The sequence below is a fragment of the Porphyrobacter sp. HT-58-2 genome (assembly GCF_002952215.1).
Classification (GTDB): Bacteria; Pseudomonadota; Alphaproteobacteria; order Sphingomonadales; family Sphingomonadaceae; genus Erythrobacter.
The window spans coordinates 2,435,997-2,450,180 of the sequence record NZ_CP022600.1 but is presented as its reverse complement, the minus strand read 5'-3'; the positions used below and the strand labels follow the sequence as shown (position 1 = coordinate 2,450,180).

Annotated in this window: 11 protein-coding genes and 1 pseudogene; 9 read left to right on the top strand and 3 right to left on the bottom strand. The window is 63.6% G+C overall.

Annotation, left to right across the window (positions count from 1 at the left end):
- Positions 1–26 precede the first annotated feature (26 nt).
- Positions 27–782 (top strand): SDR family NAD(P)-dependent oxidoreductase, encoded by a 756-nt coding sequence (locus CHX26_RS11535; RefSeq protein ID WP_104942487.1) that lies wholly within the window; start codon positions 27–29, stop codon positions 780–782.
- Here the strand turns inward: CHX26_RS11535 and CHX26_RS11530 are convergent.
- On the bottom strand, positions 779–1,069 hold the full coding sequence (locus tag CHX26_RS11530) for a hypothetical protein (protein WP_104942486.1): 291 nt from the start codon (positions 1,067–1,069) through the stop codon (positions 779–781). The two genes, CHX26_RS11535 and CHX26_RS11530, sit on opposite strands and share 4 nt — an antisense overlap.
- A 92-nt stretch (positions 1,070–1,161) precedes the next feature.
- Between CHX26_RS11530 and CHX26_RS11525 the strand changes: the two genes are divergently transcribed.
- The gene (locus CHX26_RS11525; RefSeq protein WP_104942485.1) at positions 1,162–1,794 is read left to right on the top strand and encodes a class I SAM-dependent methyltransferase; all 633 of its coding nucleotides are present in this window, start codon (positions 1,162–1,164) and stop codon (positions 1,792–1,794) included.
- 72 nt (positions 1,795–1,866) lie between these two features.
- On the opposite strand, the pseudogene CHX26_RS11520 reads toward CHX26_RS11525, so the two are convergent.
- Positions 1,867–4,598 (bottom strand): annotated as a pseudogene (locus CHX26_RS11520) (Rne/Rng family ribonuclease).
- A gap of 424 nt (positions 4,599–5,022) precedes the next feature.
- Here CHX26_RS11520 and CHX26_RS11515 point away from each other — a divergent pair.
- From CHX26_RS11515 to CHX26_RS11490, 6 genes are all read left to right on the top strand, one after another.
- A complete protein-coding gene (locus tag CHX26_RS11515; RefSeq protein WP_104942484.1) occupies positions 5,023–5,922 on the top strand; it encodes an N-acetylmuramoyl-L-alanine amidase family protein in 900 nt (299 codons plus the stop codon).
- Between the two features lie 54 nt (positions 5,923–5,976).
- Positions 5,977–8,499, top strand: coding sequence for a penicillin-binding protein 1A (locus CHX26_RS11510; RefSeq protein WP_104942483.1), 2,523 nt, complete (start codon positions 5,977–5,979; stop codon positions 8,497–8,499).
- A gap of 53 nt (positions 8,500–8,552) precedes the next feature.
- The gene (locus CHX26_RS11505; protein WP_104942482.1) at positions 8,553–9,101 is read left to right on the top strand and encodes a peroxiredoxin; all 549 of its coding nucleotides are present in this window, start codon (positions 8,553–8,555) and stop codon (positions 9,099–9,101) included.
- A gap of 79 nt (positions 9,102–9,180) precedes the next feature.
- On the top strand, positions 9,181–10,308 hold the full coding sequence (gene prfB / locus CHX26_RS11500; RefSeq protein ID WP_104942481.1) for a peptide chain release factor 2: 1,128 nt from the start codon (positions 9,181–9,183) through the stop codon (positions 10,306–10,308).
- Between the two features lie 5 nt (positions 10,309–10,313).
- Positions 10,314–11,045 (top strand): class I SAM-dependent methyltransferase, encoded by a 732-nt coding sequence (locus tag CHX26_RS11495; RefSeq protein WP_104942480.1) that lies wholly within the window; start codon positions 10,314–10,316, stop codon positions 11,043–11,045.
- 60 nt (positions 11,046–11,105) lie between these two features.
- Entirely contained in the window at positions 11,106–12,545 is a 1,440-nt protein-coding gene (locus tag CHX26_RS11490; RefSeq protein ID WP_104942479.1) for an NAD(P)H-dependent flavin oxidoreductase, read from the top strand.
- A 22-nt stretch (positions 12,546–12,567) separates the two neighbouring features.
- Here CHX26_RS11490 and CHX26_RS11485 read toward each other — a convergent pair whose 3' ends face one another.
- Positions 12,568–13,581, bottom strand: a complete 1,014-nt coding sequence (locus tag CHX26_RS11485; RefSeq protein ID WP_104942478.1) for a 2-hydroxyacid dehydrogenase — start codon at positions 13,579–13,581, stop codon at positions 12,568–12,570.
- Between the two features lie 98 nt (positions 13,582–13,679).
- Between CHX26_RS11485 and CHX26_RS11480 the strand changes: the two genes are divergently transcribed.
- A complete protein-coding gene (locus CHX26_RS11480; RefSeq protein WP_104942477.1) occupies positions 13,680–14,177 on the top strand; it encodes an SH3 domain-containing protein in 498 nt (165 codons plus the stop codon).
- Positions 14,178–14,184: the final 7 nt, after the last annotated feature.

Sequence of the window (14,184 nt, the reverse complement as noted above, 5' to 3'; positions counted from 1 at the left end):
CGGGCGGCCATGCGCTTTGAAGGGCAATGGGACATGGTCAGCAAGTAGCGGAAAAGGTAGCGCGCTGGCCGCGCGTAGCGGCAGTGTTCGGAGCGAGCGGCGGGATAGGCGCTGCCATTTGCGCCGGATTGGCCGCGCGTGGGACGCAGGTGATCCATGCCGGATCGCGTCAGGGGGGCGGGCCGGAAGGGACAGGGATCTGCCCCTTCGCCTTTGATCTGACCGACGAGGCCAGCATTGCCGCCGCTGCCGAGGTCATGCGGGACGATCCGCCCGAATGGGTGATCATCGCCAGCGGCGTGCTCACGCTCGCTGACGGCACGGGGCCGGAACGCACCTACAAACGGCTCGATCCGGCTGTGATGGCCGAGGTCTTCGCCCTCAATACCATCGGCCCGGCGCTCATCGCAAAGCATGTGTTACCGCTGATGCCGCGTTCGGAGCCTTTCGTCCTTGCAGCGCTATCGGCACGGGTAGGTTCGATCAGCGACAACCGTCTGGGCGGGTGGCATTCCTACAGAGCAAGCAAAGCGGCGCTCAACATGTTGCTCAGGAACCTCGCGCTGGAGATGGCCCGCACCCATCCCCAAGGCGTGGTGGTGGGCCTGCATCCGGGGACAGTGGATTCTGCGCTTTCGCTGCCATTCCAGTCCGGTTTGCCCGAAGGCCAGCTGACTGCGCCGGGTGATGCGGCTGACAATCTGCTCGGCGTTCTGGCATCGCTTACACCGGAGCAATCGGGCCGGGTGTTTGATTTTCGCGGTGTCGAAGTCCCGGCTTAGTCAAAGATCCCCACCGCAAGGTGCGCCCACAGCGTGCCGAACAGCAGCAAGCCCAGCAGCATCGCCCCGATCCGCCAGCGCGGCGAATCGAGGAAGTGCCAGGCGACCTCGATTCCGACGCACAGGCCGGCAAGCATGAGTGTGAAGACGGCGAAATCGCCCGCTCCCCAATTGACCTCGTCGCTCATCAGTGTGCCGAGCGCAGGAAAGGCCAGCATCATGGCTGCGCACATCCACAAGGAGGGATGGAAGCGAAAGCGCGATTCAGTGGCGGTGTCGGTCGTCATGGTGGCCTTCTGTCCTTTTGCAGGTGTTGGCAAACACGATTGATCGTGCCACGCATGGCCGCCACGGGAAAGAGGATAATGGGGGCAAGGCAATGGGACTGACGGCATGGTACGAGGCGAATATCATGCCGCGCCTCATCACCTGCGCCTGTTCGCAGGGTCAGGTGATGAAGCGCCGCGCGGCGGTGGTGCCGCGCGCCCGAGGCGATGTGTTCGAACTGGGGTGCGGAGGCGGGATCAATCACGAATTCTACGATCCTCGCGCGATTACCTCCTATGCCGGGATCGACCCGCATGACGGCCTGCTCGACGCTGCGCGGGCCGCGGCGCAAGAGAAAGGCTGGGTAGCCGACCTTAGGCAGGGGCGGGGCGAGGCGATCCCTTTCGGCGATTCCAGCTTCGACTGCGTGGTCTGCACCTTTACCTTGTGCTCGGTCGATCAGCCGGCGCAGGTGATGCGCGAACTCCGCCGCATCCTGCGCCCGGGCGGGCAGATGCTGTTTCTCGAACATGGCCGTGCGCCTGATGCTGGCGTGCAGGGCTGGCAGCAACGGATCGAACCGCTCTGGAAACGCCTGGCGGGCGGGTGCCACCTTACCCGACCGATAGCAACCGCTCTCGAAGGGGCAGGCTTCGCAGTGGAGAGGCTTGGCCAGGGCTATACCCCACAGGCGCCGCGCTTTGCCGGATGGATGGAGTGGGGCATCGCCCGCAAGTCCGCCTGATCACGCGCAAATGAAAAGGGCGGGAGACATGCTCGCTCCCGCCCCTTTGTATCTCAGGCCTGACTTGGCAATCTATTCACCGAATGTGCGGCTCCACCAGCCCTTGCGCGGCTTGGTCTCGCCTTCACCAGATGCGGCCGGCTCGTTGGCCGCTTCGTCGTCAGCCGCAGGCGCGGGCGCAGCTTCGGTCACTTCGGCCACCGCAGCAGGTTCAGCTTCGGCAACCTTGGCCTTGCGCGGCGCCCGCTTGCGCTTGGGCTTCTCGGCGGGCGGTTCTTCCTCGGCAACCGGAGCAACGTCAGTGGCAAGCTCGGGCGCGAGTTCGGCGGGCACTGCTTCAGCGACCGGCTCTGCCACCTTCTTCTTGCGCGGGGCGCGGGTACGCTTGGGCTTTTCGGCGGGCACTTCAGCAACCGGCTCGGCTTCGGCCTGCGCTTCGCTTGTCGATGCTTCGAGGTCAGCGGGAGACTCCGCTGCCGCTTCAGCCTCACCACCGCTTACTGCGTCGCCATCGTCCATTCCGGCTTCGCCTTCGCTGCCTTCCACTCCTTCGTCAGAGCGACGCTTGCGCCCGCGGCCACCACGACGGCGGCGCTTCTTGGGGCGGCCTTCGCCACCTTCGTCGGTATCGCCTTCGGGTGCGTCACCGGCCACGGCTTCGCCTTGTGCATCGCCGGCGTCTTCTCCAGCTTCGCTCTCGCCCTCGATCGCGTCTTCCCGGTCGCGGTTGCGACCACGGCCACCGCGACGGCGGCGACGCTTCTTCTTGCGACCGCCATCCTCGTCATTGTCGGCCCGTTCCCGGCGAGACTGACGGGGTTCCCGCCCCTCGGCTTCCTCCTCGGCGAAATCGTCTTCCTCCTCGGTCAGATCATCGTCGTCATCGTCGACGATCGGTTCGAAGCGCGGTGCCTGCGCGGGGCGCGGCCCGCTGCTCGACACGCTCATCTTGGCGCCTTCTTCCTCGCCTTCCGGCACGACCTCGACGCTGACGCCGTAACGCTGTTCGATCTCCACCAGATCGGCGCGCTTTTCGTTGAGGAGGTAGATCGCCGCTTCCGTGCTCGCGGCCAGACGAATCTGCGTACCCTTGCCCTTGGCTGCCTCATCCTCGATCAGACGCAGCGCGGACAGGCCCGCCGACGACGCGGTACGCACAAGGCCGGTGCCATCGCAGTGCGGGCAGGGCCGGGTCGTGGCTTCCAGCACGCCGGTACGCAGGCGCTGGCGGCTCATCTCCATCAGCCCGAACGAACTGATCCGGCCAACCTGAATGCGCGCGCGATCATTCTTGAGCGCCTCCTTCATCGCCTTTTCGACCTTACGGACGTTGGAGGAATACTCCATGTCGATGAAGTCGATCACGACGAGGCCGGCCATGTCGCGCAGGCGCAGCTGGCGGGCGATTTCCTTGGCGGCTTCGAGATTGGTGTGCAGCGCGGTCGCTTCGATCCCGTGTTCCTTGGTGGAACGGCCCGAGTTGATGTCGATGGACACCAGCGCCTCGGTCGGGTTGATGATGAGATAGCCGCCGCTCTTGAGCTGCACCATCGGATCATACATCGCCCGCAACTGGTCTTCCGCGCCATAACGCTGGAACAGCGGAACGGGATCGGAATAGGCCTTAACCCGCCGGGCGTGGCTAGGCATCAGCAGCTTCATGAAGGCCTTGGCCGACTTGTAGCCGTCTTCGCCCTCGACGACGACTTCCTCGATTTCCTTGTTGTAGATGTCGCGGATCGCGCGCTTGATGAGGTCGCTGTCGGAATGGATCAGCGCCGGGGCCACCGAGGCGAGGGTCTTCTCACGGATTTCGTCCCACACGCGGGCGAGGTAATCGAAGTCGCGCTTGATCTCGGGCTTGGTGCGGCTCATGCCTGCGGTGCGCACGATCAGGCCCATGGACTTGGGCAGCTTGAGATCAGAGACCATCTCTTTCAGGCGCTTGCGATCGCTGGTCGAGCTGATCTTGCGGCTGATCCCGCCGCCGCTGGTGCTGTTCGGCATCAGCACGGTGTAGCGCCCGGCGAGGCTGAGATAGGTGGTGAGCGCCGCCCCTTGTTGCCGCGTTCTTCCTTGACGACCTGGACGAGCAACACCTGGCGGCGCTGGATCACGTCCTGGATCTTGTAGCGGCGGCGCAGTTCCATGCGCTTGGCGCGAACCTCATCGACCTGCTTGGCGCGGCTGCGGCCCTTTTCGTTGCCGCCCCGGTCGCCTTTGCCCTGACGACGACGGCCGCGGCGACCGCGGCTGCGTTCCCTGCCGTCCCCGTCCTCGTCGCTGTCTTCGCCGTTTTCGTCATCGGCACCGTCTTCATCCGAACTGTCTTCGTCTGATGCGCCGCCTTCAATGGTTGCGACATCGTCCTTGTCCGAGGTGTCGACTTCCTCGACCCCGTTCTCTGCGAGGTCTTCGGCCAGCGCCTCTCCGCTATCGTCCTCGGCGTCATATTCCTCGCCGGGCGAGATGCCTTCGTCTTCCTCTTCGGCACGAAGGCGTTCTTCTTCCTCGGCAGCCTCGGCTTCTTCAGCCAGCAGGGCATCACGATCGGCCTTGGGGATCTGATAGTAGTCGGGATGAATTTCGCTGAACGCGAGGAAGCCGTGGCGATTGCCGCCAAAGTCGACGAAGGCCGCCTGCAGCGACGGTTCGACCCGAGTTACCTTGGCGAGATAGATGTTGCCCTTGATCTGCTTGTGTTCGGCAGATTCAAAGTCGAATTCCTCAATCCGGTTGCCTTGCAGTACCGCCACCCGGGTTTCTTCCGGGTGGCGCGCATCGATGAGCATGCGCGTTGCCATTGAATAGTCTCCATGCGCCCGGCCTTGCCCGCAACGGGGCGTGAAGGGGGCGCGAATTGTGGGATGAACCGGCCCGCGGCGAGGCGATACCGGAAGGGGGAATCGCGCTTGGTCCGCAAAGGGCAGTCAGCGCGAAGCTCGTGTCTGCAGTGCCAGAGGTGCGGCAAATCGCCGCGCGCCCACCCGTGATAGCACACACGCGCTGATCGCGTAGCGTGCTCATCTGACGGGAAGAACCTTCTGTCACTGCATCAACCTGTACTGGGCCGGATCGCTGGGAAAGGACGTGAACCGGCGCAAGAGGCGAGCCAATCGAACGCAATGCGAACCGATCCAGCCTCTCTGGAAGCAGCGCTAGCACTGTGGGGCAAACCCCGCAACTCTATTGCGTTTCCGAGCGCCAAGAACGTAAGCCGCAAGGGCAATGAGTTACCGTACCCTTCTGTTGATTGTTCTGCTGCTGCCGGCTGCGCTGCTGGCCGGGGCAAGGGTATTGGGCGTCACAATCCCGATACCGCATTGGGGTCGGGACTATGTGCAGCGGTTTGTGGTCGATGCGGCGGCGGTACCGCTTGAATTGCCTGCCATTGCCGGACCGGATGATCCTTCACGACCTCTGGTGGTGATCGATGCCGGACATGGCGGACGCGATCCGGGTGCGATCGGCACAGACCCTGAGGGCAAGACATTCGCCGAAAAGGACATCACGCTGGCACTTGCGCTGGCACTGCGCGAGGAGTTGCTGCGTGGCGGTGGGATCAGGGTGGCCCTGACCCGCGATGACGACCGCATCCTGCCGCTGGCCTATCGCCCGGAAATCGCGCGCCAGCTCGATGCTGATCTATTCATCTCGATCCACGCTGATTCTGCCGGCGAGCGCGAGGACGTTAGCGGCGCGAGCATCTACACGCTGTCCGAAGAAGCATCGAGCGAGGCAGCAGCGCGTTTTGCCGCGCGCGAGAACGATGCCGACCGGCTTAACGGTATCGCCATCGATGGTGCCAGCGAAGCGGTGAGCGCCATTCTGGTCGAGCTTTCGCAACAGCGGACGCAGGAGGATGCACTTGATTTTTCCGCCCTGGTCTTGCGCGAAGGCGGGGACAAGCTGGCGTTTCATTCCCAACCGCGCCGTGCTGCCGCGCTGGCAGTGCTGCGCGCGCCCGATGTTCCCTCCGTCCTGTTCGAGAGCGGCTTCGTGACCAGTCTGTCGGACCGAGCGCGGCTGACAACGGCGCAAGGTCGGGCCGATTATGCCAGTGTCCTCGCGCGCGCCATCCGGGTGTATTTTGCACGCCGTGCAAGTGCCTTGGCAGACAGGGAATAGGGATGGAAAGCGGCTAGCCTTGGCGGTTGCCTGCGTGCTAGTTGGCCTTCGTCCATGACCGAACCGATCTCCTCCTCCGCCAGTTCGCAATCGACCTTGGCTTACTTGCGCTATCGCGTCGCGCGCGACCTTGGCGGGGCCTATGCATGGTTCCGAGAGAAGTGGCGTGACAGTCTCTTGTTCCGCATCCTTGCCAGCCTGTTCGGGCTTGGACTGGTGATCTGGATCGCGCTGTTCGTATGGCTTGCCAGCGATCTGCCGGAGGCTGAGGCGCTGCTCACCTACGAAACGCCGCTGCCCACCGTCGTGCGCGGCTATGACGGAGAGATTGTCCATTCCTGCGCCCGCGAACGACGGGTGCAGCTGCAGTTTGCCGATTTCCCCGAACAACTGATCGAGGCCTATCTTTCTGCGGAAGACAAGACCTTCTTCAGCCACGGCGGGATCGACTATTTCGGCACTGCCGGTGCCGTGATCGATTACCTCAATCCCATGCGCACGCGCCGCGCAGTGGGCGGCTCCACGATCACGCAGCAGGTCGCAAAGAACCTGCTCCTGGGCGATGAATATTCTGTCACCCGCAAGCTGAAGGAGATGATCCTTGCAGGTCGCATCGAACAGGTGATGACCAAGCAGGAAATTCTCGAACTTTACCTCAATGAAATCCCGCTGGGGCGGCGTTCCTTCGGGGTGCAGGCTGCTGCGCGGGCCTATTTCGACAAGGATGTGGACCAGCTCGAATTGCACGAGATGGCATTCCTTGCGATCCTGCCAAAGGCCCCGGAACGCTATGGCCGCAAGGGTCAGGAACAGGCTGCGATCGGGCGCCGCAACTTCGTTCTCGATCAGATGGCGAAGAACGGCTTTATCACCGAGGCTGAGAAGGCAGCGGCAGCGGCACTGCCGCTCGGCCTTGTGACGCAACGCCGCGAACGGAGTGTGGATGCAGGTTACTTCCTTGAGGAGGTGCGCCGTGAGCTGATCGAACGATTTGGCGAAACTGCTGAAGACGGCCCCAACTCGGTCTATGCCGGGGGCTTGTGGGTGCGCACCTCGCTCGACCCGCAGATGCAGCTCGCCGCGCGCGATGCCTTGCGCGACGGGCTGCTGCGCTATCATGGCGGGCGCGCCTGGACCGGCCCGATCGCCACGATTGACGTTGGCCAGGGTGACTGGGCAAGCCAACTGCAGAGCTCGCCGCTCGGCATAAGTTACAAGGACTGGCGGATCGGGGTGGTAACCAGCCGCCAGGGTCAATCCGCCCGCATCGGCTTTGCCGACGGAACCGAGGCCTCGCTCGGCAATCTGCCCGACCGGCTCAAGGCTGGCGATGTCATCGCCGCGAGCCCGGAAGGCAATGGCTGGCGCGTGCGTACCGTCCCCGAAGCGCAGGGCGCGCTTGTGGTGCAAGCGCCGCAGTCGGGCAGGGTCTTGGCGATGCAGGGCGGCTTTGATCACCGCCTTTCCGATTTCAACCGCGCGACCCAGGCGATGCGTCAGCCCGGTTCGACCATCAAGCCTTTCGTCTACGCCGCCGGACTTGACAATGGCATGACGCCTTCCACGCAAATCGATAATTCGCGCTTCTGCTATTATCAGGGGGCAAACCTTGGCGAGAAGTGCATCCGCGGTGGGCGTGGCGGACAGTTTCCGATGCGCTATGGGCTTGAACAGTCACAGAACATCATGACTGTGCAAATCGGCATGACCGCAGGGATGGACAATGTCGTTGAGGGGATCGAGAAGCTCGGCATCGGCAAATTTCCGGCCTATCCTTCGACGGCGCTAGGGGCGGGCGAGACGACGCTTGTGAAAATGGTCGCCGGCTATAGTGCGCTGGCCAATCACGGGCGCCTCAATACGCCGACTGTCATCGACTATGTCCTTGACCGCCGCGGCAAGGTCTTGTGGCGCGCCGACAAGCGGGAATGCCGCGGCTGCAACATGGCCGAGTGGGACGGCAAGCCAATGCCTCGCTTTGGTGTGCAGGGTACGCAGGCAATGGATGCGCGCACCGCCTTTCAGGTCATGCACATGCTGCGCGGCGCTGTCAGCCGGGGGACGGCGACGGTGCTCAATCCGCTCGGCCTGCCGCTGTTCGGCAAGACCGGAACCACCACCGGGCCAAAGGACGTGTGGTTCATCGGCGGCACGCAGCAGTATATCGCCGGTGCCTATGTCGGATTCGATCAGCCCCGCAACATGGGCGGATATGCCTATGGCGGCACGATTGCAGCACCGATCGTGAAAAGCCTGATCGAGAAGACCCGCGCCAAGTGGTCAGATCTTCCCGCTGTCGCTCCGCAGGGGGTGCGCATGGTCAGGGTCGATCGCAGCACCGGCAAGCGCGTGTTCGATGGTTGGCCGACCGATGATCCCAAGTCCGCGATCATCTGGGAAGCTTTCAAGCCCGATACCGAGCCCGAGCGTTACACCCGGCAGGACGAAATCGTGGCACGCCGCAATGAAATCCTCGCGCTTCTCCGGGCCGGCCGCGCGAACGCCGACACGGCTATTGTCGATGACGTCGAAGAACAGCCTGCCAATTTCGTCGAGCAGCAAGGCGGGATTTACTGATCCATCACAGGGCCGGACAGGAACCCGGTGCCGGTCTCAGGGGTTGCAGCACCATGAAACACGCATTGAAGCCCATCGTCGCCGCCTTTGCCGTTCTTGGCGTTGCCGCGACCTCCGTCACCGCCACGACCGCCTTGGCAGAACTTGCTCAGGGCGCAAAGGCACCCGCATTCACGACCCGCGCTGCATTGGCCGGGGAGGAATTCGGCTTCACGCTCAACGCTGCCTTGGCGAAGGGGCCGGTGGTGCTCTATTTCTACCCCAAGGCTTTCACTTCGGGCTGCACGCTTGAAGCCAATGCCTTTGCCGAGGCCATGCCCAGTTTCAAGGCGGCCGGGGCAAGCGTGATCGGCATGTCGAACGATGATATAGCGACGCTCAAGCGGTTCAGTCGGGAGGAATGCCGCGATGCCTTCCCGGTTGGCGTGGCATCACCCAGAATCATTCAAGCCTATGATGTGGCGATGGGGTCATCGGGGCTTGCCAGCCGCACGTCCTACGTCATTGCCCAAGATGGGCGGATCGTGGCGGTGCATTCCAATTCGGACTACCGGGGCCACGTTGAAAAGACATTGGCTGCGGTGCGGGCGTTGAAGAAGTGAGCGGCCACGCGCGGCGCTTTACAATCGCGCCGCCAACGCTAAGCGGTGCCGACTTTCTGGCATGACTGAAGGATAGACCATGCGGGCCGAGGCCCAGGCTTACATCAACCGGATCGAAGCGGCGCTGGCGCTGGTGCGGCTCTCGCTCGACTGGGAGCGCGCCCTGCGCCGGCTCGACGAATTGAATGCGCGGGTGCAGGACCCGAACCTGTGGGACAATCCCAAGCAGGCGCAGGCGATCAGCCGCGAGCAGAAGACGCTTGAGACGGCCGTCAACACTGTCAACGAAATCGCGGCAGAAATGGCCGATGCGGTCGAATTCATCGAAATGGGCGAGACGGAGGGCGAGGACGCGATCGTAGAGGATGGTCTTGCTACTCTCGCTGCGCTTGCCGACCGGGCGGACGCCGATAAGGTGCAGGCGCTGCTTTCCGGCGAGGCCGACGGCAACGATACCTATCTCGAAATCCACGCCGGGGCAGGCGGCACGGAAAGCCAGGACTGGGCCGAAATGCTCTTCCGGATGTACGGCCGATGGGCCGAACGGCGCGGCTTCAAGGTCGAAACGGTCGAATATCAGGCGGGCGAGCAGGCAGGCATCAAGTCTGCCACCCTGCTGATCAAAGGCGATGGCGCTTACGGTTACGCCAAGACCGAAAGCGGCGTCCACCGCCTTGTCCGGATCAGCCCCTATGACAGCTCGGCCCGTCGCCACACCAGCTTTTCAAGCGTGTGGGTCTATCCGGTGATTGACGATTCCTTCGAGATCGAGATCAATCCGGCCGACCTCAAGATCGACACTTACCGCGCCTCCGGGGCAGGTGGGCAGCACGTCAACACAACGGACTCCGCAGTTCGCATCACCCACGCTCCGACGGGCATTGTCGTCGCCAGCCAGCAGGATCGCAGCCAGCACAAGAACCGCGAAATCGCGATGAACATGCTGAAAGCGAGGCTTTATGAGGCCGAAATGCGGGCGCGTGAGGAAGCGGCGAGCGCAGAACATTCGGCCAAGAGCGACATTGGCTGGGGCCACCAGATCCGTTCCTACGTGTTGCAGCCCTATCAGATGGTCAAGGACCTGCGCACCGGCGTGGTCTCGACCGCGCCCGATGCTGTGCTGGATGGCGCAATTGATCCCTTCATTTCGGCCGCACTGGCTCAGCGGGTGACGGGCGAGAAGGTCGAGATCGAGGACGTGGAATAACGCCTATGGCGATGCGGCGCACGATCCTGTCAGGCGTCACGGCGTTTGGTGCAGTGTTGCTGCTGGGGTGCGATAGCCTGGTCCCGGTTACCGCTGACCTTGCTGGGGGAGAGCCGACTTTCCCCAAGCCTGATCGTCCCGTGGCAAAGGTTGTTTCCAACCAGTTCGCCAATGAAGACGCCCGTGACCAGCGAAATGAGGCGCAGGTGGTGATGGACCTCGCCAAAATCCGCGCCGGGATGACCGTGGCGGACATCGGTGCAGGTGAGGGATATTACACTGTTCGTCTTGCCGATCGGGTGGGCGCCGATGGACGGGTGCTGGCGCAGGACATCAGCCGCGAGGCGCTTGAACGGCTCGGTCGGCGCGTCGAGAAGGATCGGCTCGAGAATATCTCGATCAAGCTCGGCGATGTCGATGATCCCCAGCTGCCGCCGGACAGCTTCGATCGGGTGTTCATGGTCCACATGTATCACGAGGTGGCTGAGCCTTACGCCTTCCTCTGGAACCTGTGGCCCGCGCTTAATAGCGGCGGGCAGATCATCGTTGTGGAAGCCGATAGTCCGGTTGGCCGCCACGGCCTGCCGCATACGCTGCTGTTCTGCGAGTTCGAAGCGGTTGGCTATGTCCTTGTCGAGTACATCGAGCGGCCTGACATCAAGGGCTATTTTGCGCGTTTTCAGCGGGGTTCAGCCCGTACGGCGCCTGAAGCGATCAAGGTCTGCGACGCAGGCTAAGGACAGGTTCGTCTGAAGCGTTGCGGGGCGCGTATCTCGTCTCTATGTGACCAAATCGTAATGCGCGCCACGGGACGGCGCGAAGGGGAGTTTTCATTGTTCAAGGGATTGAGCCCGATTGTCTATGGCGGGCGCGAAGTGTGGCCGCTGGTGGAAGGCGGGAAGGGTGTGTCGGCGACCAACCACGCCAGTTCGGGCGCATGGGCGGCAGCCGGCGGTATTGGTACCGTCAGTGCCGTCAATGCCGACAGCTATGACGATAATGGTAACCCCATTCCGCAGATCTACCATGGCCGCACGCGTGAGGAGCGCCATCAGGAACTGATCCGCTACGCCATCGACGGTGCCACCACGCAGGTGAAGAAGGCCTATGAGATCGCCAATGGCAAGGGCGCGATCAACATCAATGTGCTGTGGGAAATGGGTGGGGCGCAGGCCGTGCTCGAAGGCGTGCTGGAAAACACGCGCGGGATGGTGACGGGCGTCACCTGCGGCGCGGGAATGCCTTACAAGCTGGCCGAGATCGCCGCGCGCTTCAACGTCTGCTACCTCCCCATTGTCAGTTCGGGTCGCGCTTTCCGCGCGCTGTGGAAGCGCAGCTACAACAAGGTTCCCGATCTGATGGCGGCGGTGGTCTATGAAGATCCCTGGCTGGCGGGCGGGCATAATGGTCTCAGCAATGCAGAAGACCCGACCAAGCCCGAAGATCCCTATCCCCGCGTCAAGGCGCTGCGCGATGTGATGCGCGCCGAGGGTGTGGCCGATAGCGTGCCGATCGTGATGGCTGGCGGGGTGTGGTACCTGCGCGACTGGAACGACTGGATCGATAATCCCGAACTCGGCACCATCGCCTTCCAGTTCGGCACGCGGCCGCTGCTCACGCAGGAAAGCCCGATCCCGCAGATCTGGAAGGACATGCTGCGTACCGTGGAGCCGGGCGATGTGCTGCTCCACAAGTTCTCGCCCACCGGCTTTTACTCGAGCGCGGTCAAGACCCCGTTCCTCTACGACCTTATGCACCGCTCCGAGCGCCAGATCCCGTTCTTCAAGCGCGGCGAGGAAGATGGCACGGTGCAACTGGGCGAAGACGGCAAGGCGCGCAGCTTCTGGGTGCGCCCCGAAGACAAGTCGCGTGCCGAAATGTGGATGCGCGCCGGGCATACCGAGCCCTTGAAGACGCCGGACGGCACTATCGTCTTCGTCACGCCCGAAGCGCGCGACACGATCCGCGAAGATCAGCAAGCCTGCATGGGCTGCCTGTCGCATTGCGGATTTTCGAGCTGGAAAGACCACGACGATTACACCACCGGCCGCCTTGCCGACCCGCGCAGCTTCTGCATCCAGAAGACCCTGCAAGACATCGCCCATGGCGACGATCCCGACAAGAACCTCGCCTTTGCGGGCCACGCGGCTTACAACTTCAAGACCGATCCGTTCTATTCGAACGGCTACACCCCCAGCGTGGGCGAACTGGTCGAACGGATTTTGACGGGGGATTGAGGCCGTGCGGGCGCGGCGGCCGTCAGCCCCGCACCAGCGCGTCCAGCACCTGATCCGGCGGGCGGTGTCCGTCTGCCCACATCCGGATATTGGCGATCACCTTGTGGCCCGAATCCTCGCGGCCTTCGGCGGTGGCGCTGCCGATGTGGGGGAGAGTCATGACGTTGGGGTGCGCAATCAAACGCGGATCGACGTGAGGCTCGTCAGGATAGACATCCAGCCCTGCGCCCGCGAGGTGGCCCGACTCCAAAGCCGCGATCAGCGCCTCCTGATCGATCAGCTCACCGCGCGCGGTGTTCACGATGCTGCTGCCCGGCTTCATCAGCGCGATACGGCGCGCGTCGACGAGGTGGCGGGTTTCCTCGGTGAGAGGGCAGTGCAGGGTGAGGATGTCTGCTTCGGCCATGAGCGTATCGACATCGGCCACGTAGCGCGCGCCCAGCATCCGTTCGAGCGCTTCGGGCAGGGGCTTGCGGTTGTAGTAGGCGATCTCCAGCCCGAAGGCGCGGGCGCGGTGGGCGACCGCCTGACCGATGCGCCCCATGCCGATAATGCCGAGCACCTTGCCCGCGAGCTTTCTCCCCAGCAGGCCCGAAGGCGCCCAGCCGGTCCACTCGCCCCGGCGCACCAGCGCGGTGCCTTCGCGGATGCGGCGCGGCACGCCGATGATGCCGGCCATCGCAAGGTCAGCGGTGTCGTCGGTGAAGACGCCGGGGGTGTTGGTGACGATGATCTTGCGCGCGGCAGCGGCGGCAAGGTCGATATGCTCGGTCCCCGCGCCGAAGCTGGCAATGAGGCCAAGCCGCTCTCCTGCTCCCGCGATCAGATCTGCATCGATCCGGTCGGTCACGGTCGGCACCAGCACGTCGCAATCCTGCATGGCGGCGGCAAGTTGATCGCGGGTCAGCGGCACATCCGCCTCGTTCAGCACCACGTCGAACAATTCGCGCATTCGCGCTTCGACGCTCGGCATCAGGTGGCGTGTGACGATCACGCGCGGCGGGTTTGTGAGGGGGCGGGGAGGGCGCTGGGTCATGGTGATGGGGCTAATGCGAGTGAGGCCGTGCGGTCAAGGCGCGATCCGGCACGGGCTGCTTGAAAGACAAAGGCAAGGCGCGCTATCGCTGCCGGTCTATGATGGGATTTCGCGTAATTGCCGTATTCGGCCTGTGCCTGCTGATGGCCTTCACGATCGTCTGCAATCCGGCGCAGGCGCAGGATCGTCAGACACCTTATTGGGCCAGTCTGCGCTATGACGAGGTGCGGATGCGGACTGGCCCCAGCGGTGAATATCCGATTGAATGGGTCTACAAACGCAAGGGCCTGCCGGTGAAGGTGGTGCGCCTGCGCGAAGGGTGGCGACTGGTTGAAGATCCCGAAGGCACACAGGGCTGGATTGCCTCGAGCCAGCTTGATCCCGCTCGCAGCGGCATGGTGGTCGGGAACGGGCTGGTTGAGGTGCGCGCCGAACCCGCGGATGCCTCTGCAATCAAATGGCGCGCCGAGCCGGGCGTCATCGGCCGCCTGCTGCGCTGCGGGGGCGCATGGTGCGAGCTTGATATTGCCGGACGCAAGGGCTGGGTCAGCGCCGCGCGCCTGTGGGGTGCCGAGGCGCTGCCGGGCGACGAGTAACGCGCAA

Coding starts and splice junctions, on each gene's coding strand:
- CHX26_RS11535 (WP_104942487.1), top strand. CDS start 27: ATGGGACATGGTCAGCAAGTAGCGGAAAAGGTAGCGCGCTGGCCGCGC.
- CHX26_RS11530 (WP_104942486.1), bottom strand. CDS start 1,069: ATGACGACCGACACCGCCACTGAATCGCGCTTTCGCTTCCATCCCTCC.
- CHX26_RS11525 (WP_104942485.1), top strand. CDS start 1,162: ATGGGACTGACGGCATGGTACGAGGCGAATATCATGCCGCGCCTCATC.
- CHX26_RS11515 (WP_104942484.1), top strand. CDS start 5,023: ATGAGTTACCGTACCCTTCTGTTGATTGTTCTGCTGCTGCCGGCTGCG.
- CHX26_RS11510 (WP_104942483.1), top strand. CDS start 5,977: ATGACCGAACCGATCTCCTCCTCCGCCAGTTCGCAATCGACCTTGGCT.
- CHX26_RS11505 (WP_104942482.1), top strand. CDS start 8,553: ATGAAACACGCATTGAAGCCCATCGTCGCCGCCTTTGCCGTTCTTGGC.
- prfB (WP_104942481.1), top strand. CDS start 9,181: ATGCGGGCCGAGGCCCAGGCTTACATCAACCGGATCGAAGCGGCGCTG.
- CHX26_RS11495 (WP_104942480.1), top strand. CDS start 10,314: ATGGCGATGCGGCGCACGATCCTGTCAGGCGTCACGGCGTTTGGTGCA.
- CHX26_RS11490 (WP_104942479.1), top strand. CDS start 11,106: ATGCGCGCCACGGGACGGCGCGAAGGGGAGTTTTCATTGTTCAAGGGA.
- CHX26_RS11485 (WP_104942478.1), bottom strand. CDS start 13,581: ATGACCCAGCGCCCTCCCCGCCCCCTCACAAACCCGCCGCGCGTGATC.
- CHX26_RS11480 (WP_104942477.1), top strand. CDS start 13,680: ATGATGGGATTTCGCGTAATTGCCGTATTCGGCCTGTGCCTGCTGATG.